Here is a 20,265-nt window from a genome sequence, read left to right as displayed (position 1 = left end):
AAAGCTTGGTACCATAAGACATCTTCCAAAAGGAGATTTTTTCATCAGTGAAGGAAAATCATGCAAAGAAGTCGCTTTTATTAAAAGTGGAATCTTACGTTCGTTTTTTTTTACTCCTGAGTCCGGAGAGAGAGATTACTTACTTTTGTATCACCTTTCCTGGTACGTTGATGACGGCATACTCTTCTTTTATCACCTCTTTGCCTACTTTAGAGAATATACAAGCAGTTTCTTCCTGTGAACTTTTAGTGGTTCAAAAGGCCGATATAGATCAATTGTCCCAATCCAGTATAAACTGGATCAGGTTCTTCAAAATAATTGCCGAACAACAATACATTGAATTAGAGAAACGTTTATTCCTCTTTCAGAAAGAAAAAGCAAAAAAGCGATATATGGATCTTCTTGAGAATCAGCCAGCCTATATCCAGCAAATCCCATTACAATACCTTGCCTCCTATCTTGGGATTACCCCAAGACACTTAAGCCGCCTGAGAAAAGAGATTGTTTTTTAGACAAATGTCCAGTAGTTAGGGTAAACGGCCAGATACCTTTGTCCTGATTATAAAACAAAGGACAAATGAAGAAGAATATTCTGATCATCAACGGACATCCCAATAAAGATAGTTTCAATTATGCGCTCACCAATGCCTATAAAAAGAAGGTGCTCTAAAAACTGGTGCACATGTAGCTATAATTCATATCGGTGAGCTCAGCTTTAATCCCAATTTACAATACGGATATACCAAACGGATGGAACTAGAAGCAGACCTGCTGGCTAGTCTGGAAAAAATCAAAAAAGCTGATCACCTGGTTTGGATACATCCGGTTTGGTGGGGTGGCTTACCGGCCATCATGAAAGGTTTCATAGACAGGCTATTTTTACCCGGTATAGCCTATAAATACAGAGAGAATTCTGTGTGGTGGGATAAACTGCTTACCGGAAAAACTGCCAGAATTATCACAACTTTAGATCAGCCTGCCTGGTATTACTGGATGTTTTATGGAAATCCAAGTGTGAATCAATTAAAGAAAAGTACGCTTGAATTTTGTGGGATTAAACCCGTTGCAGTGACCTATATCGGGATTATAAAGACTGCAGAGACTAAACAACGGGAATTGTGGATAGACAAAATCTACCAGTTAGGTCAAAAACACAAATAGCAATAGCAATAATCCTTTCAATTTCATAACCCATATTTTTTTTCTTGAATTATGCCTAGAATAAAAGTTAAGCGCCGTGCTTTAACGGTCGATATGACAGCCATGACCGACGTTTCCTTTCTGCTGCTTACATTTTTCATCCTAACTGCAGTCGCTAAACAGCCAGATCCTTTGGATGTAAAAGTCCCTTCATCTACTTTTAAATTAAAAGTTCCGGATAAAGATATTGCCATTCTCACCATTGGTAAGGGAAAAGTCTTTTTTGAAGCCGCCGGACAGGATGTCAAAATCTCCATGCTGGAAAAAATCGGGGAACAATATAAAATTGATTTTAGCCCGGAGGAGAAAAAAAGATTTAGTGTAATCAGTTCTTTTGGCGTTCCAATACAAAGTCTCAAAAAATTTATCACGATGGATCCTGCTAAAAGAAAAGCTTCGGGGCTGGAAACAGGGATTCCGGCAGACTCTGTTAACAACCAATTATCAGATTGGGTACTCCATTCCCAGAAAAGCTGTTGCAGAATTACATGCAACTGCAATGCGGGTCAGTATAAAGGGAGATGCTGACGAAGAATACCCTGCAATTAAGAAAATTGTAGATATTCTTCAGAGACAGAAAATCAATAAATTTAGCTTATTGACAACATCTGAATAGAGATTCTGTAATATTTTCGAGTGCTGCAAAACATTTCCCTTTGATTTTTATAAATTACACCATGAAATCAACAGAGAGCGTAGAGGAGTTTTATACCCGTGTACCTAAAGCAAACCCATTGGGTTTATCAATTAATAATGCGGGAGCCGGACATTTCAATGTATTTTCCAGAGCAAACTGTTCAACAATCACCCCTTATAGCAGACGTGACTTTTATAAGGTATCTTTAATTATTGGCACCGGTAAAATACATTATGCAGATAAATGGATTCACATTGACAGACCTGCACTTCTCTTCTCTAATCCTATAATTCCATATTCGTGGGAAGCAGAATCAGCCTTACAAGAAGGCTGGTTCTGCCTTTTTACCGAAGCATTTATACAGACCGGTGGACATAAAGAGTCTTTACAGGACTCTCCATTGTTCAGTATTGGAAGTAATCCTGTTTTCTTTATCAATGAGAGTCAGCAAAAGGAAATATCAGACTTATTTATAAAAATGACCAAAGAGATTACCTCTGATTACCTACACAGATACAACCTGTTACGTAATTATCTTCATCTGATTATTCATGAGGCTATGAAGATGAACCCAACGGAGAATTTCGAAAAACACACGAATGCTTCTTCACGTATTACCGCCCTGTTTATGGAACTTTTAGAAAGACAGTTCCCTATAGACACCCATCACCTGTCCCTGAAATTAAAAACGGCTAATGATTATGCAAGAAGCCTTTCTATACATGTGAACCACCTTAATCGTTCTGTCAAAGAGTCTACAGGAAAAACGACTACAGAACATATTGCAGCCAGAATAACCAGAGAGGCCAGAGCTTTGCTTTGCTTCAGCATACAGACTGGAATATTTCAGAAATTGCCTATGGTCTTGGATTCGAATACCCGGCATACTTTACTAATTTCTTCAAAAAGAACACAGGGGTATCTCCTATTGAGATCCGTCACATGGCAGTTTGATAATTATTGAACAGCAATTTGATTATTATAACGATCTGTTTGAATAGTATAACTCCAGACCTGGTCCGCTATATAACTTTGTATCATCAAATCTGATCATTATGAAATATAGAAATCTGGGAACAACTAAAGAAAAATTATCCGCTATCGGACTTGGCTGCATGGGAATGAGCTTTGCTTACGGCCCTGTTGATGATACTGAAAGTATAGCAACCTTACATAAAGCCCTGGATCTTGGGATTAATTTCTGGGATACCGCAGATATGTATGCGAATGGGCTTAACGAAGAGTTAATAGCGCAGGTACTGGTTCCTAACAGGGATAAAGTATTCATTGCTACCAAATTCGGTTTTCGTTTTAAAGATGATGTTCCTGGTCCAAGCAACTCTAACGGGACCTATTTTGACGGCTCACCGAAATGGATAAAAATTGCCGTAGAGAAAAGTCTGAAACGCTTAAAAATTGACACTATAGATTTATACTATGCGCACCGTGTAGATCCTGATATACCGATAGAAGATACTGTGGGTGCTATGGCCGAATTGGTTAAAGAAGGGAAAGTACGTTACCTTGGTTTGAGTGAAGCTTCTCCTGCATCTATCAGAAAAGCGCAGGCAATTCATCCTATTGCTGCTTTACAAAGCGAATATTCGTTATTAACAAGAGATGTAGAAAAGGAGATATTAAGTACAGTAAGAGAATTGGGGATCTCACTGATTCCCTATTCACCACTGGCAAGAGGTCTGGTAACCAATACACTGGATGTAACTTCTTTAGCTGATACAGACTTCCGAAAATCACTTCCACGCTACCAGGGAGAAAACCTGGATAACAATGCGAAATTAATTAGTGGATTTGCGGCTATTGCGCAGGACAAAAACTGTACACCTGCACAGCTTGCTCTTGCCTGGGTGCTGGCACAGGGTGAGGATATTATTCCTATTCCCGGAACTAAAAAACGTAAATACCTGGAAGAAAATGCCGGTGCTGCAGATATTAGTTTATTAGCTGCAGATTTAGAAGCTATTGATGAATTGATGGTACGTTTTCCTGTTAGTGGTGAGCGTTACAGCGAGGGTGCAATGAAAATGGTGAATAATTAACAGGATTAACTGAACGTTTCATTTGATTCTGTCCATATTACAGCTCAGATAGTATATAAACTATCTGAGCTTTTTTATACGTAACATTTTTTTTCATCTTACTCTAAATTCCAAACCTCTTATAAATCAACTATTATAATGATCAAACCACAAAATATAATATATGGAATAAGTGCCTGTTTATTCGCGGCAATTCCATTCACAGCAAATTCGCAGACACAACCTTCGCATGCTGACAGAACATGGATCATTCAATCCAATAAGTATATGAAACAATTAATCAGCCTTGATAAAAAGTATTCACCGGAATACGGATCTGCACAAGGTCTGCCAGAATATGACACACTGATTGTTGTTCCTACACTTGCTAACCAGCAAGCAGAAAGAAAGGAAGAGGAAATTTTGAATGAAAAGTATAAGGCTTCTTTACAAACAGAAAAGAACTTAGCAGTCAAACAGGATCTGAACATTTTAATAGCGCATCTGAATCTTGGGTTCAAAACTCAGGATTTTGAGAATTCAAGCAAAATACCTTTTCTAAATGCAGCGAATACGATTTATGAAGGTGTGCAGGTCTTACTGGATGATCAAACTCCGGAAAAAAGACGCGCAGCTGCAGTGACCCGTTTAAAAAAATATACAGGTATGGTTCCCGGGTATAAACCATTAACATCAATTCTAAAAGAACGGGTATTGCAGCAAATGAAGGGTGCAAGCATGATATATCCTTCTAAACAGGAAATGGAAGTTACGTTATCCCGAAATACCAGCATTATAGATGGTATCGAGGAGTTATTTAAAAAATACAAGCTTACAGGCTGGGAAAAATCATATACCGTTCTCAAACAGCAAATCAAGGACTATGATCAGTGGACCCGTGATAATGTACTGATCTCAGCCCGCAAAGATTTTAGAATGACCAGTGAAGAGTACGCATTGCAGCTGGAAGACTATGGAGTTAACATTGCACCTGATCAATTAGCCCAAATGGCCCACAAAGCCTTTGTTGAAATTCAGCAGGAAATGAAGCCTATTGCTGCACAGATTGCTAAGCAAAGAAACTGGCCATCCGCAGACTATCGTGATGTAATCCGCAATTTAAAAAAAGAACAGATCCATGGGGATTCTATTATTCCGGTTTATGAAAGACACCTGAAAGATATAGAAGCTATCATTCTTGACAAACAACTGGTTACTTTACCTTCCCGTCCTGCAATCATTCGTCTGGCAACTGGCGCAGAAACTGCGAGAAGCCCGGCCCCTCATATGGTCCCACCTCCTTTTTTAAATAACACCGGCCAGCGCGGTGTATTTGTACTGCCATTAAACATGCCGCCTGCACCCGGGGAAAAAGAGAGTGACAAATATGATGACTTCACTTTTGATGCCGCCTCGTGGACAATTATTGCCCATGAAGCACGTCCTGGTCATGAGCTGCAATTTGATAAAATGGTGGAAGAAGGAGTTTCCCAGGCCCGTAGTTTATATGCTTTTAATTCTACAAATGCCGAAGGATGGGGTTTGTATGCTGAATATATTACCAGGCCATATATGCCACTTGAAGGTCAATTAGTGTCATTGGATTACCGGTTACTGAGAGCAGCACGTGCATTTCTTGATCCAGAGGTTCAATCCGGAAAAATTACACAGCAAGAAGTTAAAAGAGTGCTGATGGAAGATGTTGTACAATCTTCAGCTATGGCGCAACAGGAGGTTGAACGTTATACAATTAAATCACCGGGACAAGCTAACAGTTATTTTTATGGCTTCACTAAAATGATAGCGTTGAGAAAAGATACAGAAGAGGCTTTAGGTGCTAAATTTAATGCAAAAAACTTCCACGATTTTATTTTGTCACAGGGCTTACTCCCTCCGGCACTAATCAGGGAAGCGGTCATGACAGATTTTATTCCTGCTCAAAAAAATCTGTAATTTTACACGACTTCAATCGATCATTCATGAAACTAGTTTTAACATATCTGTTTCTTTATCTATCCACCTCCGCATTTGCGCAGCATATACCCTACCCCGACAAACCATCTACCCATGGCATGATGCTGATGGGCAATGAGGTAATTTATGCTTCACACCTGCCTATGTTTCATAATCCTCACGACTATCAGATTATATCAATACTGGAACTATCAAAAGATGATCAGGAAAAGTATATGCAGGATAGAAGAAAAAACATCCTGATGAACTGGTGTACACTATTGAACCGGAAACTTTCGTCCTTCCGGAAATGATAAATCACAAAAAGGTTTTCCAGGCTAATATCTATCGTGGTCATTTTGAAAGAGGTGGTACTAAATTCCTTGAAAATATTACAGTGAGGATCAAACAGGTAATCTATTATAAACAGTTTGATAAAAAAACGGTAAAACCAGCCAATCTTCAATATCTTCTTTTCGGTAATCAGCAGGAACAGTTTCTTGTTCACAGGATCAGCTCTAAACCAGATTTTGATGAAAATATAGTCGTACAGATACATGATAAAAAGACATTGAAAGCAATAGTTGAAAATCTTTATATTACAGTTGAGTTTCCAGAAAGCGATTTGTGTAAACCGTTTTCATGGAAACAAAATACCGGAACCAGAAAGCATACCCATGAGCCTGTTCCATTTGAAGCTCACCAGGCTTTTTACCTGGAATATGGTGATTTAAAGTAGCCTATTGCTATGTGCCTTTAAATAAAGCATAGCTTCTTTTACAGTTTGAACTGGGTTTTTAGGGTAAAAACCCAGTTCATCCTTTGCTTTTGAAATATCAAATTTTGCTGTAGGCCAGAAAACATCGCAATATCCTTTGTGGTTAGTAAAGGCGCTTTCCCTGTAAATTTGCTACCCATTTCCATCAGCCATGCAGCAAAAAACAGAATGGGTTTCGGAACTGCTACCGGGAGTTTAATCTTTAAGTCAGGAAAGAGTTCCTGAGCAATCTGAGTAGTTTCCTTAATGGAGGTACATTGTTCATTTGCTAAAATATAGCGTTCCCCACTCCTGCCTTTAGTAGCTGCCAGATAACATCCTTCGGCTACATCCTTTACATCCACCCAGTTTAAGGTAATGTTAGTTTCAACTGGGATTTCTTTATTCAGAATCAGCTTTATAATATGATAAGAAACGCTTAAAGGACCAAAAGCCTCATCTCCAATCATGGCAGAAGGTAATACCGCAACTAATTCAATATCATGTTTTCCGGCTAACTCAAAAGCTAGCTTTTCTCCGTCATTTTTTTAGAGTTATAATACATATCTCTTCGATCGATCTGGATTTTGTCCGTTACTCTCTTTAGCAGGCAATTCAGAATAATTTAAAGCGGCTATGGAACTGACATAAACAATTCTTTTGACTCCGCATTCGGCAGCTGCTTCGATCAGATTCTTTGTCCCTCGAAGATTAACATCATAAATCTCCTTTTTTGGATCTTTTGCCCATAATTTGAAAGCCGCTCCAACCGCATAGACTACTTCTACATTCTGCATCGCTGATATCAAAGACTGCTTATCAGTAATATCCGCCTGCACCATTTCACAATCCAGATCAGCAAAAGAGCTGTTGTTTTTCAAATTCCTGACTGAACCTCTCACTGGAACTCCTTTATTAAGGAGTAATCTGATCAGATTATTACCTAAATGTCCGTTACCACCTGTAACCAATGCTAAATTTTGATGTATCATATTCTTGTGTGTTAAGAATACAAATTTGTGCATTGACGTGGAGGCTTACACTTGACATTTGTTAGTTAATTATCTTTTCAAATAAATTTTCTGATTTCAGCCTAAATTTTTCTGCGGATACGGCTCAGACTTTCGGGCTTCATCCCCAAAAAAGAGGCGATATACTGTAAAGGGACATGATGAATAATAGCCGGATAGTTAGTTATCAATTTTTGATATCGTTGCTCTGCAGTTAAACTAGCTAATTCACGCGAACGGGTTTCATTATAGGTAAGTGCCATCTGGAAAACCAGGATGCTGTAATCTTTAAAAGCCGGGCATTGCTCACAAATTATATCCAGATTCGCTTTGGTAATCCTTAACAATTCACAGTCGGTAATACATTCTACGTTTTCGGCAGATTTTGTATGGTTATTAAAATGTGTATAAGAGGTAATAAACCCAGGCGGGCAGTTTAGATGTGTGGTAATCTGGTCACCCTGTTCATTGTAATGAAATAGCCTGATAAAACCAGAAACTACATAATAAAGATATTTCGGGATCTCATTTTCTTCCTCAACAATAGTATTTTTAGCAAATAGAACAGGTTCAAAAAGTATTGCTTACAAAGTTCGGCATCCGCCTCGGTTAGATTGACCTGGGCGGATGCATTATTTAACAAATGCTGATACATTTTATCTGAAAACATTGAGTTTATATACGGGGTTATAAAATGATAAAGGTCAGGATTTTTATTTAATTAGTTTTTCTATTAATTTAGCGTGATTCCAAACGCTCCGCAGCTCAGTTAAAAAAGCTGCAAGAAAAATATATAATGATGAAAGGACCTGATAAAGACGAGAAATACCCAATAAGCCACTATAACAGACTCTGTTTTTTGAAGAACATCATCACAAGTCCTAATATCATAGTAGGTGATTATACTTATTATGATGATTTCAAGGATGTATATAATTTTGAAAGAAATGTAAAGTATCATTTCGATTTTATAGGAGACAAGCTGATCATTGGTAAATTCTGCATGATCGCCTCTGGGGTAACATTTATTATGAATGGTGCCAATCATAAAATGGATGGAATAACTGCTGCTTATCCTTTTAATATTTTCGGCAATGGCTGGGAAAAGGTTACACCAAAGATGGATGAGCTTCCTTTTAAAGGGGATACTGTTGTTGGTAATGATGTCTGGATTGGATCAAATGCTACAATAATGCCGGGAGTACGTATAGGGGATGGTGCGATCATAGCGACAAATACGACAGTAACCAAAGATGTGCCTCCCTACACTGTTGTGGGAGGTAATCCTGGCAAAGAAATCAGAAAGCGTTTTTCTGAAGAAAAGATTGAAGAGCTGTTAGAACTTAAATGGTGGGACTGGAAAATCGAAAGGATTACAGAAAACCTTCACGAACTAACCGGCCCCAAATCACGGTTTCTATAAATCAAATCAGTTGGAGCTGATCATCTTATATTTTAATAAAGCTGGTTTAGTCTGATTTTCTTCAGATGTTGGTTTTACAAGAACGTCTTCTGTTGAAGATTTTACAACAGCTTCTCCTGTTGCTGGTTTGCGGTATTTCACCAGGTTAATCAGCAATACGCTTGTGAGTATAACCGCAAGACCAGCCATTTGCAAAATCGAAATCTGCTCATGCGCAAATAACACGCCTAACAATACAGCAACTACAGGATTTACATAAGAATGGGTGCTAACCTCAGTAACAGGTCTGACTTTTAACAACCATACGTAGGCACTAAAGCCAATAATAGAACCAAAGAGAATCAGGTATACAACGGCAAACCAGGATTCTGCAGGAACGTGCTGTAAATTAAAGTTACTATATTCATTATGTACAAAACCAGCTGGGATAAAGGCCAGTCCTGCAATAATCATCTGCCAGCCAGTAGTCATTCTGGCCGGAGATCCGGTTATCTGACGTTTAGAAAACAGGGAACCTATTGACCAGCAAACCGGAGCCAGCAAGAGTAAACCCATTGCAGAAAGCATAGATGAACTATGCTGACCAGATAAAGCCTTACTGGCCTGTTCACCAAATAGTAAAACTACTCCCGCAAATCCAATCAGCAAACCCACAATTGTAGATGTACTTTTGAAATTAACCTTCCAGTTGGCCTTATCAAATAATACAAACCAGATAGGCGCTATGGAAACAAGGATAGCCACCATTGCGCTAGGCAATGTTTGTTCCACCCAGATTACAATACCAGTAGCAGCAAATAAAAGAAGCAAACCACTGATAGCGGAATTGATAATATCTTTTTTCACCCATATTTTGTCGCCCTTCAAGGCACACCACCCCAATAGCAAAATACCAGCGACAGTAAAGCGCAATGCACCCATGATCATTGGCGGGAAACCCTTAATAGCTAATTGTATAAAAAAATAAGTAGAACCCCATACGATATAAACCGTTGCAAATGCAATAACGACCAGTAATGCAGCTGCTTTTTTTTGAGTAATTTGTGTCATGTCAGGTTAGCGTTTTAATAAATATTATTTAATTACCTATTCAAAATTAATCGATAATTGGGCTACCTTAGTAGTCCAGAAATAACAATATAAATAGTCCAGATGACCCTATACAGGAAACCTATTAATAATTGATAAAAGTCTTCAGATCCCAGTATATCTGCAGATCGCGAATGGGATTATTGCGCAGATCAGACAGGGCATTCTAAAATCCGGATCTGCCTTACCGGCCAGTCGTCTGCTGGCTTTAAATTTGAATGTTCACCGTAAAACAGTTATTGCTGCTTATGATGAACTGTATGCACAAAGCTGGGTAGAAACTTACCCGCGAAAAGGAATATTCGTTGCTAAAAACCTACCAGACGTTACTCCGAGAGCTATTCTTACGGAGTCAAAAAGCAGTTCATATCCAGAAAAGACCTTCTTTCATGTGGATGAGAACAAAATTCCTTTTTCAGAAGTTTTCATTGCACCACCAAGCCAGAATCTGGTTATTAATGATGGATTCCCTGATACACGCATCGCCCCTCTTGAATTGCTGGTACGTGAATACCGCCGTTTTGCGAATTACCAGTTTACCCCGAAATATTTAACTTATGGTCCTGAGCAAGGTTCAGAGAACCTGCGTATAGAGTTAGCCCGTTTTCTTGCTGAAACAAGAGGTTTCAAAATCAGCCCCGAAAACATCCTGATTACCAAAGGTGCACAGATGGCAATTTATCTGATTTCTAAAATATTGATTTCTAAAAATGATACTGTAATCGTTGGTGATCCTGGCTTTTTAGGGGCTAATGACATTTTCAAACATACGGAGGCAAACCTCGAACTTGTCCCACTGGATGAATATGGGATGGATATGGATGCTGTAGAGGCTATTTGCAAAAAAAAGAAAGTGAAATTGCTTTATGTAATCCCGCATCACCACAGACCAACCACAGTTACCCTGAGTTCTGAAAGACGTATGCGTTTACTGGAGCTGGCTATGAAATATCGCTTCGCTATCGTAGAAGATGATTACGATTATGATTTTCATTATAGCAGCAGCCCAATTCTCCCCCTTGCCAGTCTCGATTATGGCGGAAGCGTTATTTATATTGGCTCATTCAGTAAACGATTGCTTGCTCCCGGTATCCGGATCGGTTTTATGATCAGTCCAAAAAACCTGATTACACAGGCCACAAGGTTACGCAAACTAATTGACCGTCAAGGAGAACAACTACTTGAAGAAGCCATGGCCAATCTGCTGAAAAACGGAGATATTGGCAGGCATCTGAAAAAAGCAAATAAAGTATACCATGAAAGACGTGATATCTTTTGTCGCCTGTTAAAGGAAAACCTGGATGGACTCGTTGAATTTAAGATCCCTGACGGAGGTTTTGCCGTTTGGATGAGGTATTTAAACGGTATCAAACCTAAAGAAGTGGCTGAAAAAGCTTCCCTAATGGGTTTATCTATCAGTAATGGCAGCGCTTATTTTGAGGATGAGACTTATCAGCAGTCTTATATACGAATGGGTTTTGCTTCACTCACACCTAAAGAAATGGAAGATGCGATAGAAATACTATCCAAAGTTGTTAAAAAACTGAATAACCTGTAAAACCCAATTTACTAACAACCTGCAGGATTTACCACATGTCATTACCTAATTGCAATTGGTCAAATTGTTTCTTAAACCGTATTGGAATTCCTTTTTTTTGAGAAAAATATATAAATATGAAAACTCAATCTAACAAAAGAAGTCTATTCCTGATCCCCATGATCGCGCTTGCTTTAATTACCACTAAAGCAAAATCACAAAATGCAACACCTATCCACTTTGGTTTAAAAGGAGGAGCAAATTTCACTGATTTAAGTCTTAATTATGGTGATTTAAAAAATAAATATTCAGCAGGTTTTTCTGCGGGTGCTTTTACAAGAGTAGATATTTCTAAACTGTACATACAAGGAGAGCTCTTGTATTCACACAAATCTTCTAAAGTAGAATCCGGGAAATCAGGCTCCGGAAAAACTTCATGGAATAGCATTGATGTTCCCTTAACTATCGGTTATAAGATATTAAAATCTAATAATCTGAACCTTAGAGTTTTCGGCGGTGGTGTTTATTCTTACATACTAAATGACAAAGCCAGAATTTTACATGAAGTAAAAGAATCCTTTAACAAATTCGACAAATCAAATATTGGTTATGTTGCTGGTGTAGGAGTTGATTTAGGTAAAATAACCCTCGATCTAAGTGCGCAGGGATCTTTAACTAAGATCAGCAGTGACTTCAATTCCCGTCCTCTTACCTTCCAGGCAAGTATTGGCTTCATGGTCTTCTAGAAATTCTTACTAATTTAGGGCCTTTTAAAATTCATCACTTCATTTAATATTGTATCATTTTAACAGCAAATAAATGGATATATGAATTTAAAAGGCTTTAAAAAAAACACAGAAAAGCTTCAAGGGCAAAATTAAGCTCCTGCAAGCTTTGTCACGTTTAAGGACATGGCCTTCCTAAAAAACAATGCACAAAGTTAAAACTACAATAACCACCTGATGAAAACCCTGATTTTCAAAAAACACTGGTTCATTATAGCAAGCTTCTGGATTATCCTGGAAATTGCTTTCTGGACACAAATGATTAGAGATTATCCGCCGATTTTAGCTAACTCCGTTTCGGCAGTTATCATGATAAGTTCTATAATATCTGCTCATACCTTAAGCGACTTTTTGCTGCCAAAGGCCATGGTAACCGGAAAGATGAAAATTTTTGCCATTCAATGTATTTTTATGACAATTTTCCTCTCCTCAGTATTTGCCGGTGCGGCAGTAGGCTGTTATTGGTTATTCTTGCATGGGACAAAATATGACACTGTAGGAAGGATGCTTGCTTATAGTGACTTTTGGCTGAAATTAGGCAGTGCTATTCCTTCAGCTATATTAATCAATGCTACTGCATGTGGCATACGTTTCTACCAGGAACATGGGAAAATAGAAAAAAAAAAAACCATGCGCTTTTACAACAGGCACATCTCGAGGCACAGCTAAGAATCCTTCAGGATCAGATTAATCCACACCTGATGTTTAATGTCCTGAATCACATCCATATCCTGATGCAGAAAAATGTCGGACTGGGCTTCTGTCCTGCTGGTTAAGTTTTCTGACATTCTCAGGTATCAGCTTTATGAATGTAACAGAGAATCAGTATTACTGGAACGTGAAGTACAATACCTGAAAGATCTGATTGCAGTTGAGAAAATTCGTTGGGGAGAAGAATTAAAGGTAGTTTGCATTTGGAATATACAAGACGGGAAGAAAGACATTGCCCCGCTTTTACTCGTCCCTTTTGTCGAAAATGCTTTTAAACACGTATCCCGTTTACCTATGGAGAAAGGTTATGTAACTTTGATCCTGAAGCAGGAAGACAATGAATTGATATTTACCATAGAAAATTCCAATTCCATACAACAACCAAGAAAAGGCAATAGTCATGGTCTTGGTTTAGAAAACGTCAAAAAAAGACTTGGTCTGTTATATCCGCAGCAGCATGAGCTCTGTATTGAAAAAACGAACAGCATATTCAAAGTAGCATTGACCATCCAATTACATCAAAAAAAATAGACCATGGCACTTACCTCTCTCCATAGTACTAATGAAGCCCCTTTACAATGCCTGGTTATTGACGACGAGCCACTTGCAAGAGATGGTATTATAGACTTTTGCAGTAAGCTGGACTTTCTGCAGGTAGCTGGCTCTTGTTCAAACGCCATGGAAGCAACAGATTATATACAGCAAGGAAATATTGACTTGCTGTTTCTTGATATCAATATGCCTTATCTTTCGGGACTTGAATTTCTGGAATCACTGGAACACCCTCCCCTGACTATTTTGACCACTGCCTATTCAGAGCACGCTCTGGAAGGCTACAGATTACAAATTGTTGATTATCTGTTGAAACCTATTACCTTTAAACGCTTTTATCAGGCTGCTTTAAAAGCCAGACAACTTCATTTGATGAGTATAACGCCAAAGCACCCTCAACCGATTGATACTTTTTTGTATGTACGTCAGGGCGATAGTTTTCAAAAGATATCATGGGTTGATATTCTATATATTGAAGGTATGCAGAACTATGGCAAAGCTTCATTTTAAAGATCGTGAACTGGTAATTCATCAGACTATGATATCCCTGGAAGAGACTTTACCAGGTGATAATTTTTTCAGAATACACAAATCTTACCTGATTAATATTTCTCATATCGATTCGGTATCAGGAGGCCGGGTTTTTATCAATGGGAATGAACTTCCAATCTCCAGAAACCGCCGTGAAGACCTGTTAAAAGAAGTGGTCTATACCAAATTGCTTAGCAGATAAGCAGGTTTGGTATAGACCACCATTAATCTCACCTCTTTTTAAGAGGTTTTTTTATGCCTTTTATTTCTTAGTCTTGTTTAGATTCCATTTGATAGCAACAGCACCGTAAGCAGTAGTAGAGAAACTCGGATCTGCCTGTTCTTTCTCTTTAAAGAAATCCTTAAGCTTTCTGCTTGTCGTAGAGAAAGTTCTGGTTAGCGTTGTACCTCCTGTTAATTGCAGTGTAACTGATTTTCCCAGCTTAAATTCTGGTCTCAAGCCTGCTATAATCTGCATATATCCTAATAACATAGACTTATCATCCCGCTTTACTTCAGCTGTCATTCCACCTAGCTCAACAACTGCTTTAAGTTCAAAAGCAGGACTCATTTGTGCGCCAAACTCTATGTTTTCAGGGAAATTAACGTGTAAACGATAACGTCCGTTAGTGATCCAGTTAAAATAAATTCCAGGTAAGATCATAGGGACACCAAAAGTATTGCTGACTACCGGTCCAAATCCTAAAGCCATACGGGGGTTGAAATTTTTAATAAACAATACTCCCCCCTGTAGTAAAACATCATCATAAGTAATCTCCTCCAGATCGGTATATACACCAACCGACGCCATCGCCATAATTGACCATGTCCTACTGATCGGACGCATGTGAACTAATCCTACCTGAGCGTTTAATAGTTCGGCAGGAAACAATTTTGTTTCGTAATTCCGGTTTTCCATCTTCGCATACGCCCCTTCCACGTTCACCGTCCACAAATTTTGGCTTCCCAACGAATCAATTTTAACAGAAAGAGGAATGCTGAACCCTATCTGCATCCGTTTAAAATTACTAGTCGAACCAGTTTTAACACTGTCTGGTCTTATATAATTAGAGAAAGGAACGTAATCCGCCTTAATTGTTCCAGAGATACCAGTTTGGGCACTGACTTTCAAGTTTAAGCCCAATCCAATAACAATCAGGTAATAGTGTAAAGTTTTCATATTTGTTTTTTAGCTGTGATTTGATTTATAAATCTTCACGAAGAACGTATGATGCAAACTTTTTTGGAAAATTAATTGACCACCTGCTTTGTCGTTTTGACGAGAGGTAACTTAGGAAGGAAAAGAGTTAAACCAATTCTTCTTAAATACGGATGGATTTTGTCCGGTTATCTTATTAAATAATTTATTAAAATAAGATAAACTATCAAAACCTACAGCGTAACAGGTTTCAGTGACATTCTTATCTTGCATCAGCAGGTTCTTTGCCAAATCTATCCGGTATTCGTTTACAAAATTGGTAAAGGTTTATTCATTGGGACTATGATCCAGAAACTAAACCACAGAATGTTCAGGGTGTTCTGGCTTTGGCTGATCAAACAGATGAAAGCATGGGTGGTTTTCAATGTATTCCCGAGCTATTTCGCTCTTATGATTCCTGGAAATTAACACAGCCAGAAGATCGTAACCATTATAAACCCGATACTACAGGGTTTAAAATTGAGAAAGTAAGGATGGCTCAATATATTTCTATGATGCCAGCCAGGAAGAAGATGAAGAGCTTAAACAATGGCGTATTGGAAGCTGGAAAACCAGGGAAGCAATCAAAGGCTACGCATTTCCAGAAGACCCAATGGAACGTGAAAAGAAAAATCCGGTTGCTGAACTCACTCCATTAGGTAAAAAAACTACTGGGTTTGGAAAAGTGGTAAACTAATAAACTTTCTTAAAAATTAACAGAATATGCCCATTTCTATCTAATTTGCATTTATAATTAGACAGAGATACAATGATTGAAAACGTAAAAATATTAAACACAGAAGTTCTTTCCGATAACTGGTATACACTTAAGAAGATAACCTATCAATATTCATTAAAAGATGGTACCATTCAGACACAGGAGAGAGAAGCTTACGATCGTGGAAATGGGGCCGCTATTTTATTATATAACAAAGAACAGCAGACTGTAATCCTGACCAGGCAATTCAGACTGCCGACTTATATCAACGGGAATAATTCAGGAATGCTGATTGAAGCGTGTGCTGGTTTATTGGATAAGGATAATGCAGAAGATTGTATCAAAAGAGAAACAGAAGAAGAAACAGGATATAAAGTCACCGAAGTCCGTAAAATATTTGAGGCCTATATGTCTCCGGGTTCAGTGACTGAGATTTTACATTTCTTTATTGCAGCCTATTCTAAAGCTATGAAAGTACATGAGGGCGGCGGATTAGAGCATGAGCAGGAAAACATCGAAGTTCTCGAACTTTCTATTGATCAGGCGATGAAAATGGTTGACAGCGGAGAAATTAAAGACGGAAAAACAATCATGCTGCTGCAATATGTAAAGCTTCATCAGGTTATGTAGCAACCACAACAAGAAAATGCATGAGAAGGCTGTAAATGCCTTCTCATCTTCAAAACAGATTACCCTTTAATAGTTAAAACAGGTTTCTCTGCGTTGATAATGATAAGATCACGTTCTACTTCCATTCCAGCATTACTTTGTACTTTTTCAGTATGAAGACTCACGTTTTGAATTTCAAAACCACTGCTGATCAGAAGCTCTTCAGCTTGCTGCCGACTGTATAACTGGAAATCATATTGTGTAAACGGAAGTTTTTCCATGAATTCACGTGATCCAAAGGTCAGACTAAATATACCACCCGGCTTGAGTACTCTTAGTATTTCAATAGCATAAGCTTTGGGATCTTTCCAGAAATATATAGTATTTACCGTGAATATTTTAGTAAAGAAATCAGCCGCAAAATTCAGTTTTTCACCACCATCGACAAAGAGAAATCAGCTCTTCCAGAGGCTACAGAAGCTAAGTTTAGCTTTATTGCTTCACTAATCATTAACGGTGAGATATCAACTCCGTAATAAAGTAAATATTTAATGTCTTTTAAAAGCGAAACTACATGAGATCCGTTCCCCGGCCCTATTTCCAATACAACGTCACCAGGGTTCAGATCCAACGCCGAAATAGTTAACATGATCATATTGTTATTATTGACCGCCATATTTTCAGCAGTCCTGATCCCTTTATCTCCGCTGGGGCAACCCAATTGACCTGCTATTTCTTTAAAATCTGGTTGTTTAGGATTTTCAGACATGCGTTTTACTGATTATATTAGAATGATTTGTACCTGTATTACCCGTGCTCTTTTGCACAGGTAACCAGGATTTAATAAAATAATAAGAACACAGTATGTTGCAATTTTATGACAATAACAGATTATTTCTAAAGATTGATCAGATCAATAATCTGACTTAAGACTTAGAGTTTTTCATCTATTTTGTCAAATTGAGCAAGCTCAATGCTATCTGCATCAAGCACACCAACTACAACATCTCCATTCATTACTGGTAAAACGATCTCTGATCTGGAGGCAGAGCTACAGGCAATATGACCAGGAAACTTCTCTACATCTTCCACAATGATAGTTTTAGCTTCCTGCCATGCTTTACCGCATACCCCTTTACCCAATTTTATCCTCGTACAAGCTACCGGCCCCTGAAAAGGACCTAAAACCAGCTCGTCTTCTTTAACGAGGTAAAAGCCTACCCAAAGCCAGCCAAACTGCTCTTTAAGTGCAGCAGAGATATTTCCAAGGTTAGCAGTAAGATCATCTTCTCCACGTACTAAAGCTTCTATCTGCGGTATCAAAGATTGATATTGCTCCTCTTTACTTTCAGTTTTTATAATTAATAAATCTTCTGCCATTATCCAGTTTTTTTATGAAGGCTTAAAACTAAACAATCGGGCATAAAACGATGTAAAGGATTCGTAATATTATTTAACACATTTAAAATTTATCTAATAATTTGTTTGTCTTTCTTTTTAGCTGCAACTTCGCCAGATTTAAAGCCATTAATTTAATTCTTCATATGAGAGTAATTGCAGAACTGCCGCACCCTGAATGTAAAATCACATTGTTCAATATGAACCAAAAATATATCGTAAAATTTGAACAGGGAACTTTTGAACAGAGCTATAAATTATCTGAACTTGACCTGACCGGAGGAGGAGCAAATGAAATCTTTCAGCTCCTTGACGAGACCTTTATTGCAACGGTAGTGGAACGTTTTAAGACCATGCGTTCAGATTTTTCAGCTGCATATAAAAGACAAGAGTATTAGTTCACATCACACACATAACTACCTGTATTACAGAACAAATAAAACCTATTCAGAATATTATTCCGTATTTTTAATGTTATTTGAGTTATTTAAACAACAATTAAGCCAACGTAAAGTACAAAAGCTTTAATAAATCAAATTCAAAAATCTTGAAAAACAATAAGTTATGATCATTAACAATATTATATTCTGTACCTAAAAACCACGAAATATAATATTGTTTTCGAGTAAATACTCCTTAATGAGGCCTAATCTAATTTAAGAAAAAACCACCAGATAAAGAAGAATTACTTCAATCCGGAACAGAATTAATTCCAGCTTTGAATTTAGGAAGATTGAAGCGAAGTACTACACAACCCTCCTCTTTACTTACCTTCAGCCAGACTTTGTTTTTCTCTACAGAGTCCCGGCACAATTGTAAACCCAGACCTGGCTGCAAGCCACTGTTGAGACTAAAAAAAGAAATAAAAAGAGTGAGAGACGCATTAATTATTCTATCCAACAGAGGTAAGGCATATACATTTAAATAGAAATAGAATTTTACCACTATTAACGCAACAATGTAAATTTCATAAAAACACGACTTTTTATATAGAAATTATTAAATAACCTAAGTAACAAAAGATTAAACTAAAAATTAAAGAAACAACACAAAAAAAAGCCCGGCTTAACAAATAAGATTCAACTATCGTGAATAGAAAAATCCTGTAAAACCGGGCTACTGGATTATTTAAAAAACCGGATCAGTATCCATTTGAAAATCTTCATCTCTCAAATAAAGTATTTCTGTACTTTTCTCGTAGTTAGTTGACTTTTTAGAGAAGAAATCATGCTGGGTTGTCTCACCATTTAATCCATTTAAAACTATAGAGTTAACAGCTTTTATCTCAAACAATTCTTCAAACCCAAGATTCATCATTGCCTTGTTTGCGTTGTAACGAACGTACTCTTTCACATCGGCAGTAAGCCCAACTTCGGTGTATAATTCGTCAGTATATTTCAACTCATTTTCATACAGCTCCATCAACAACTCAACCAGCTCCGCTTTACTTTTTTCAGGATCAGGCAATTTCTTATAGACGTCCTGCGCCAGTAAACCAACAAAAACACCGTGAATAGATTCATCCGCAACGATCTTTTTGATAATATCAGCACTTGCTACCATTTGCCCCTGCCCTGCAAGCCATAAAGGCATAAAGAAGCCACTGTAAAAAAGAAAAGATTCCAGCAAAACAGAAGCAGCAAGCCCCATGAATAATACTTCGCTGCTCACTTTAGCCGCATCCAGATTTCTATAGTATTTATCAATTGTAGCTGCTTTAAACTGAAGTAGCTTATTGCTTTCCACCCACTCAAACAGCTCATTGATCTCCGCAGTACTGTTTACAGTGGTAAAAATAGTAGAGTATGACTTGGCATGAATTGCCTCCATCATACACATGAAAGATAGTACTGCTTTATTCTGTAATCCGTCAATATGATCCAGTAATTTAGGCATCCCGGTATGACTCTGGATTGTATCAAGCAATGTTAAACCGCCTAATGCCCTTTTATAAGCCTCCTGGATTTCCGGACTTAAAGATTTCCAGCTATCTATATCTTTAGAAGGAATATACTCTGTATCTATCCAGAACTGGCGCAGGTTCTGCTCCCAGAACATGCCAGCATAATCATTTTCCGGGGTATTCCAGTTTACTGCTTTATAATGACTCATTTATGTCTG

Annotated in this window: 30 protein-coding genes and 1 pseudogene; 19 read left to right on the top strand and 12 right to left on the bottom strand. The window is 37.9% G+C overall.

Features of this window, described 5'->3' with window-relative positions; translation table 11 throughout:
• Positions 1 to 47 precede the first annotated feature (47 nt).
• The 8 genes from ACWYN3_RS06505 (at position 48) to ACWYN3_RS06470 (ending at position 6,565) form a co-directional block, all read left to right on the top strand.
• Positions 48 to 512, top strand: a complete 465-nt coding sequence (locus ACWYN3_RS06505) for a Crp/Fnr family transcriptional regulator (RefSeq protein ID WP_456220400.1) — start codon at positions 48 to 50, stop codon at positions 510 to 512.
• A gap of 178 nt (positions 513 to 690) precedes the next feature.
• Complete coding sequence (locus ACWYN3_RS06500) at positions 691 to 1,161, top strand: NAD(P)H-dependent oxidoreductase (RefSeq protein ID WP_456222908.1); 471 nt, start codon at positions 691 to 693, stop codon at positions 1,159 to 1,161.
• Positions 1,162 to 1,212: 51 nt separating this feature from the next.
• Positions 1,213 to 1,728, top strand: a complete 516-nt coding sequence (locus ACWYN3_RS06495; RefSeq protein ID WP_456220399.1) for an ExbD/TolR family protein — start codon at positions 1,213 to 1,215, stop codon at positions 1,726 to 1,728.
• 149 nt (positions 1,729 to 1,877) lie between these two features.
• Positions 1,878 to 2,801 carry an AraC family transcriptional regulator gene (locus ACWYN3_RS06490; RefSeq protein WP_456220398.1) on the top strand — a complete coding sequence of 308 codons (924 nt, stop codon included), beginning with the start codon at positions 1,878 to 1,880 and terminating at the stop codon, positions 2,799 to 2,801.
• A gap of 91 nt (positions 2,802 to 2,892) precedes the next feature.
• Complete coding sequence (locus tag ACWYN3_RS06485) at positions 2,893 to 3,894, top strand: aldo/keto reductase (protein ID WP_456220397.1); 1,002 nt, start codon at positions 2,893 to 2,895, stop codon at positions 3,892 to 3,894.
• Positions 3,895 to 4,032: 138 nt separating this feature from the next.
• Positions 4,033 to 5,826 carry a DUF885 domain-containing protein gene (locus ACWYN3_RS06480; RefSeq protein WP_456220396.1) on the top strand — a complete coding sequence of 598 codons (1,794 nt, stop codon included), beginning with the start codon at positions 4,033 to 4,035 and terminating at the stop codon, positions 5,824 to 5,826.
• A gap of 26 nt (positions 5,827 to 5,852) precedes the next feature.
• Complete coding sequence (locus ACWYN3_RS06475) at positions 5,853 to 6,140, top strand: hypothetical protein (RefSeq protein WP_456220395.1); 288 nt, start codon at positions 5,853 to 5,855, stop codon at positions 6,138 to 6,140.
• The gene (locus tag ACWYN3_RS06470) at positions 6,137 to 6,565 is read left to right on the top strand and encodes a hypothetical protein (RefSeq protein WP_456220394.1); all 429 of its coding nucleotides are present in this window, start codon (positions 6,137 to 6,139) and stop codon (positions 6,563 to 6,565) included. Before ACWYN3_RS06475 ends, ACWYN3_RS06470 begins: the two co-directional genes overlap by 4 nt.
• Positions 6,566 to 6,603: 38 nt before the next feature.
• On the opposite strand, the gene ACWYN3_RS06465 is transcribed toward ACWYN3_RS06470, so the two are convergent.
• The 4 genes and pseudogenes from ACWYN3_RS06465 to ACWYN3_RS06450 all read right to left on the bottom strand — a co-directional run.
• Entirely contained in the window at positions 6,604 to 7,053 is a 450-nt protein-coding gene (locus ACWYN3_RS06465) for a hypothetical protein (protein ID WP_456220393.1), read from the bottom strand.
• Positions 7,054 to 7,137: 84 nt separating this feature from the next.
• Positions 7,138 to 7,575 (bottom strand): NAD-dependent epimerase/dehydratase family protein, encoded by a 438-nt coding sequence (locus ACWYN3_RS06460; protein WP_456220392.1) that lies wholly within the window; start codon positions 7,573 to 7,575, stop codon positions 7,138 to 7,140.
• A 101-nt stretch (positions 7,576 to 7,676) separates the two neighbouring features.
• Positions 7,677 to 7,940, bottom strand: coding sequence for a hypothetical protein (locus ACWYN3_RS06455; RefSeq protein WP_456220391.1), 264 nt, complete (start codon positions 7,938 to 7,940; stop codon positions 7,677 to 7,679).
• A gap of 15 nt (positions 7,941 to 7,955) precedes the next feature.
• Positions 7,956 to 8,117, bottom strand: a pseudogene (locus tag ACWYN3_RS06450) (Crp/Fnr family transcriptional regulator); the annotation flags it as partial.
• A gap of 272 nt (positions 8,118 to 8,389) precedes the next feature.
• On the opposite strand from ACWYN3_RS06450, the gene ACWYN3_RS06445 reads away from it, so the two are divergent.
• Complete coding sequence (locus tag ACWYN3_RS06445) at positions 8,390 to 9,016, top strand: Vat family streptogramin A O-acetyltransferase (protein WP_456220390.1); 627 nt, start codon at positions 8,390 to 8,392, stop codon at positions 9,014 to 9,016.
• Positions 9,017 to 9,022: 6 nt separating this feature from the next.
• Here ACWYN3_RS06445 and ACWYN3_RS06440 read toward each other — a convergent pair whose 3' ends face one another.
• On the bottom strand, positions 9,023 to 10,066 hold the full coding sequence (locus ACWYN3_RS06440) for an EamA family transporter (RefSeq protein WP_456220389.1): 1,044 nt from the start codon (positions 10,064 to 10,066) through the stop codon (positions 9,023 to 9,025).
• Between the two features lie 127 nt (positions 10,067 to 10,193).
• On the opposite strand from ACWYN3_RS06440, the gene pdxR reads away from it, so the two are divergent.
• The 7 genes from pdxR (at position 10,194) to ACWYN3_RS06405 (ending at position 14,423) form a co-directional block, all read left to right on the top strand.
• Positions 10,194 to 11,663 carry a MocR-like pyridoxine biosynthesis transcription factor PdxR gene (pdxR, locus tag ACWYN3_RS06435; RefSeq protein WP_456222907.1) on the top strand — a complete coding sequence of 490 codons (1,470 nt, stop codon included), beginning with the start codon at positions 10,194 to 10,196 and terminating at the stop codon, positions 11,661 to 11,663.
• Between the two features lie 116 nt (positions 11,664 to 11,779).
• Positions 11,780 to 12,388, top strand: coding sequence for a porin family protein (locus ACWYN3_RS06430; RefSeq protein WP_456220388.1), 609 nt, complete (start codon positions 11,780 to 11,782; stop codon positions 12,386 to 12,388).
• A gap of 216 nt (positions 12,389 to 12,604) precedes the next feature.
• Positions 12,605 to 13,096 (top strand): hypothetical protein, encoded by a 492-nt coding sequence (locus ACWYN3_RS06425; RefSeq protein WP_456223355.1) that lies wholly within the window; start codon positions 12,605 to 12,607, stop codon positions 13,094 to 13,096.
• A complete protein-coding gene (locus ACWYN3_RS06420; RefSeq protein WP_456220387.1) occupies positions 13,006 to 13,203 on the top strand; it encodes a histidine kinase in 198 nt (65 codons plus the stop codon). Before ACWYN3_RS06425 ends, ACWYN3_RS06420 begins: the two co-directional genes overlap by 91 nt.
• Positions 13,172 to 13,669, top strand: coding sequence for a sensor histidine kinase (locus ACWYN3_RS06415; protein ID WP_456220386.1), 498 nt, complete (start codon positions 13,172 to 13,174; stop codon positions 13,667 to 13,669). Before ACWYN3_RS06420 ends, ACWYN3_RS06415 begins: the two co-directional genes overlap by 32 nt.
• Positions 13,670 to 13,672: 3 nt before the next feature.
• Positions 13,673 to 14,200, top strand: a complete 528-nt coding sequence (locus tag ACWYN3_RS06410; RefSeq protein WP_456220385.1) for a LytR/AlgR family response regulator transcription factor — start codon at positions 13,673 to 13,675, stop codon at positions 14,198 to 14,200.
• Entirely contained in the window at positions 14,181 to 14,423 is a 243-nt protein-coding gene (locus ACWYN3_RS06405) for a LytR/AlgR family response regulator transcription factor (protein ID WP_456220384.1), read from the top strand. Before ACWYN3_RS06410 ends, ACWYN3_RS06405 begins: the two co-directional genes overlap by 20 nt.
• 60 nt (positions 14,424 to 14,483) lie before the next feature.
• On the opposite strand, the gene ACWYN3_RS06400 is transcribed toward ACWYN3_RS06405, so the two are convergent.
• Entirely contained in the window at positions 14,484 to 15,401 is a 918-nt protein-coding gene (locus ACWYN3_RS06400) for a DUF6268 family outer membrane beta-barrel protein (protein ID WP_456220383.1), read from the bottom strand.
• Between the two features lie 111 nt (positions 15,402 to 15,512).
• The gene (locus ACWYN3_RS06395) at positions 15,513 to 15,653 is read right to left on the bottom strand and encodes a helix-turn-helix domain-containing protein (RefSeq protein ID WP_456222906.1); all 141 of its coding nucleotides are present in this window, start codon (positions 15,651 to 15,653) and stop codon (positions 15,513 to 15,515) included.
• Positions 15,654 to 15,766: 113 nt separating this feature from the next.
• Here ACWYN3_RS06395 and ACWYN3_RS06390 point away from each other — a divergent pair, with 113 nt between their 5' ends.
• On the top strand, positions 15,767 to 16,078 hold the full coding sequence (locus tag ACWYN3_RS06390; RefSeq protein WP_456220382.1) for a hypothetical protein: 312 nt from the start codon (positions 15,767 to 15,769) through the stop codon (positions 16,076 to 16,078).
• A 110-nt stretch (positions 16,079 to 16,188) separates the two neighbouring features.
• Positions 16,189 to 16,767 (top strand): GDP-mannose pyrophosphatase NudK, encoded by a 579-nt coding sequence (nudK, locus tag ACWYN3_RS06385; RefSeq protein ID WP_456220381.1) that lies wholly within the window; start codon positions 16,189 to 16,191, stop codon positions 16,765 to 16,767.
• A gap of 59 nt (positions 16,768 to 16,826) precedes the next feature.
• On the opposite strand, the gene ACWYN3_RS06380 is transcribed toward nudK, so the two are convergent.
• The 3 genes from ACWYN3_RS06380 to ACWYN3_RS06370 all read right to left on the bottom strand — a co-directional run bounded on the left by ACWYN3_RS06380 (position 16,827) and on the right by ACWYN3_RS06370 (position 18,126).
• Positions 16,827 to 17,027, bottom strand: a complete 201-nt coding sequence (locus tag ACWYN3_RS06380) for a hypothetical protein (protein WP_456220380.1) — start codon at positions 17,025 to 17,027, stop codon at positions 16,827 to 16,829.
• 143 nt (positions 17,028 to 17,170) lie between these two features.
• Positions 17,171 to 17,515, bottom strand: coding sequence for a class I SAM-dependent methyltransferase (locus ACWYN3_RS06375; RefSeq protein ID WP_456220379.1), 345 nt, complete (start codon positions 17,513 to 17,515; stop codon positions 17,171 to 17,173).
• Positions 17,516 to 17,679: 164 nt separating this feature from the next.
• A complete protein-coding gene (locus tag ACWYN3_RS06370) occupies positions 17,680 to 18,126 on the bottom strand; it encodes a GAF domain-containing protein (protein ID WP_456220378.1) in 447 nt (148 codons plus the stop codon).
• Positions 18,127 to 18,290: 164 nt separating this feature from the next.
• Between ACWYN3_RS06370 and ACWYN3_RS06365 the strand changes: the two genes are divergently transcribed.
• Positions 18,291 to 18,542 (top strand): hypothetical protein, encoded by a 252-nt coding sequence (locus tag ACWYN3_RS06365; protein WP_456220377.1) that lies wholly within the window; start codon positions 18,291 to 18,293, stop codon positions 18,540 to 18,542.
• Between the two features lie 292 nt (positions 18,543 to 18,834).
• On the opposite strand, the gene ACWYN3_RS06360 is transcribed toward ACWYN3_RS06365, so the two are convergent.
• Together ACWYN3_RS06360 and nrdF are read right to left on the bottom strand one after the other, a co-directional pair.
• On the bottom strand, positions 18,835 to 19,044 hold the full coding sequence (locus tag ACWYN3_RS06360; protein ID WP_456220376.1) for a hypothetical protein: 210 nt from the start codon (positions 19,042 to 19,044) through the stop codon (positions 18,835 to 18,837).
• A 228-nt stretch (positions 19,045 to 19,272) separates the two neighbouring features.
• Positions 19,273 to 20,256 (bottom strand): class 1b ribonucleoside-diphosphate reductase subunit beta, encoded by a 984-nt coding sequence (gene nrdF / locus ACWYN3_RS06355; protein ID WP_456220375.1) that lies wholly within the window; start codon positions 20,254 to 20,256, stop codon positions 19,273 to 19,275.
• Between the last annotated feature and the right edge of the window lie 9 nt (positions 20,257 to 20,265).

Source organism: Pedobacter sp. NJ-S-72 (assembly GCF_053890575.1).
This window is presented reverse-complemented; position numbering and strand designations above follow the sequence as displayed.

What these genes read in the sequence shown, in the direction of transcription:
- ACWYN3_RS06420 (WP_456220387.1), top strand. Translation starts at nt 13,006, where the DNA reads ATGTGGCATACGTTTCTACCAGGAACATGGGAAAATAGAAAAAAAAAA.
- nrdF (WP_456220375.1), bottom strand. Translation starts at nt 20,256, where the DNA reads ATGAGTCATTATAAAGCAGTAAACTGGAATACCCCGGAAAATGATTAT.
- ACWYN3_RS06375 (WP_456220379.1), bottom strand. Translation starts at nt 17,515, where the DNA reads ATGTCTGAAAATCCTAAACAACCAGATTTTAAAGAAATAGCAGGTCAA.
- nudK (WP_456220381.1), top strand. Translation starts at nt 16,189, where the DNA reads ATGATTGAAAACGTAAAAATATTAAACACAGAAGTTCTTTCCGATAAC.
- ACWYN3_RS06380 (WP_456220380.1), bottom strand. Translation starts at nt 17,027, where the DNA reads ATGGAAAAACTTCCGTTTACACAATATGATTTCCAGTTATACAGTCGG.
- ACWYN3_RS06415 (WP_456220386.1), top strand. Translation starts at nt 13,172, where the DNA reads ATGTCGGACTGGGCTTCTGTCCTGCTGGTTAAGTTTTCTGACATTCTC.
- ACWYN3_RS06495 (WP_456220399.1), top strand. Translation starts at nt 1,213, where the DNA reads ATGCCTAGAATAAAAGTTAAGCGCCGTGCTTTAACGGTCGATATGACA.
- ACWYN3_RS06480 (WP_456220396.1), top strand. Translation starts at nt 4,033, where the DNA reads ATGATCAAACCACAAAATATAATATATGGAATAAGTGCCTGTTTATTC.
- ACWYN3_RS06410 (WP_456220385.1), top strand. Translation starts at nt 13,673, where the DNA reads ATGGCACTTACCTCTCTCCATAGTACTAATGAAGCCCCTTTACAATGC.
- ACWYN3_RS06445 (WP_456220390.1), top strand. Translation starts at nt 8,390, where the DNA reads ATGATGAAAGGACCTGATAAAGACGAGAAATACCCAATAAGCCACTAT.
- ACWYN3_RS06405 (WP_456220384.1), top strand. Translation starts at nt 14,181, where the DNA reads ATGGCAAAGCTTCATTTTAAAGATCGTGAACTGGTAATTCATCAGACT.
- ACWYN3_RS06400 (WP_456220383.1), bottom strand. Translation starts at nt 15,401, where the DNA reads ATGAAAACTTTACACTATTACCTGATTGTTATTGGATTGGGCTTAAAC.
- ACWYN3_RS06485 (WP_456220397.1), top strand. Translation starts at nt 2,893, where the DNA reads ATGAAATATAGAAATCTGGGAACAACTAAAGAAAAATTATCCGCTATC.
- ACWYN3_RS06430 (WP_456220388.1), top strand. Translation starts at nt 11,780, where the DNA reads ATGAAAACTCAATCTAACAAAAGAAGTCTATTCCTGATCCCCATGATC.
- ACWYN3_RS06365 (WP_456220377.1), top strand. Translation starts at nt 18,291, where the DNA reads ATGAGAGTAATTGCAGAACTGCCGCACCCTGAATGTAAAATCACATTG.
- ACWYN3_RS06440 (WP_456220389.1), bottom strand. Translation starts at nt 10,066, where the DNA reads ATGACACAAATTACTCAAAAAAAAGCAGCTGCATTACTGGTCGTTATT.
- ACWYN3_RS06490 (WP_456220398.1), top strand. Translation starts at nt 1,878, where the DNA reads ATGAAATCAACAGAGAGCGTAGAGGAGTTTTATACCCGTGTACCTAAA.
- ACWYN3_RS06370 (WP_456220378.1), bottom strand. Translation starts at nt 18,126, where the DNA reads ATGGCAGAAGATTTATTAATTATAAAAACTGAAAGTAAAGAGGAGCAA.
- ACWYN3_RS06465 (WP_456220393.1), bottom strand. Translation starts at nt 7,053, where the DNA reads ATGATTGGAGATGAGGCTTTTGGTCCTTTAAGCGTTTCTTATCATATT.
- ACWYN3_RS06425 (WP_456223355.1), top strand. Translation starts at nt 12,605, where the DNA reads ATGAAAACCCTGATTTTCAAAAAACACTGGTTCATTATAGCAAGCTTC.
- ACWYN3_RS06460 (WP_456220392.1), bottom strand. Translation starts at nt 7,575, where the DNA reads ATGATACATCAAAATTTAGCATTGGTTACAGGTGGTAACGGACATTTA.
- ACWYN3_RS06470 (WP_456220394.1), top strand. Translation starts at nt 6,137, where the DNA reads ATGATAAATCACAAAAAGGTTTTCCAGGCTAATATCTATCGTGGTCAT.
- ACWYN3_RS06475 (WP_456220395.1), top strand. Translation starts at nt 5,853, where the DNA reads ATGAAACTAGTTTTAACATATCTGTTTCTTTATCTATCCACCTCCGCA.
- ACWYN3_RS06395 (WP_456222906.1), bottom strand. Translation starts at nt 15,653, where the DNA reads ATGCAAGATAAGAATGTCACTGAAACCTGTTACGCTGTAGGTTTTGAT.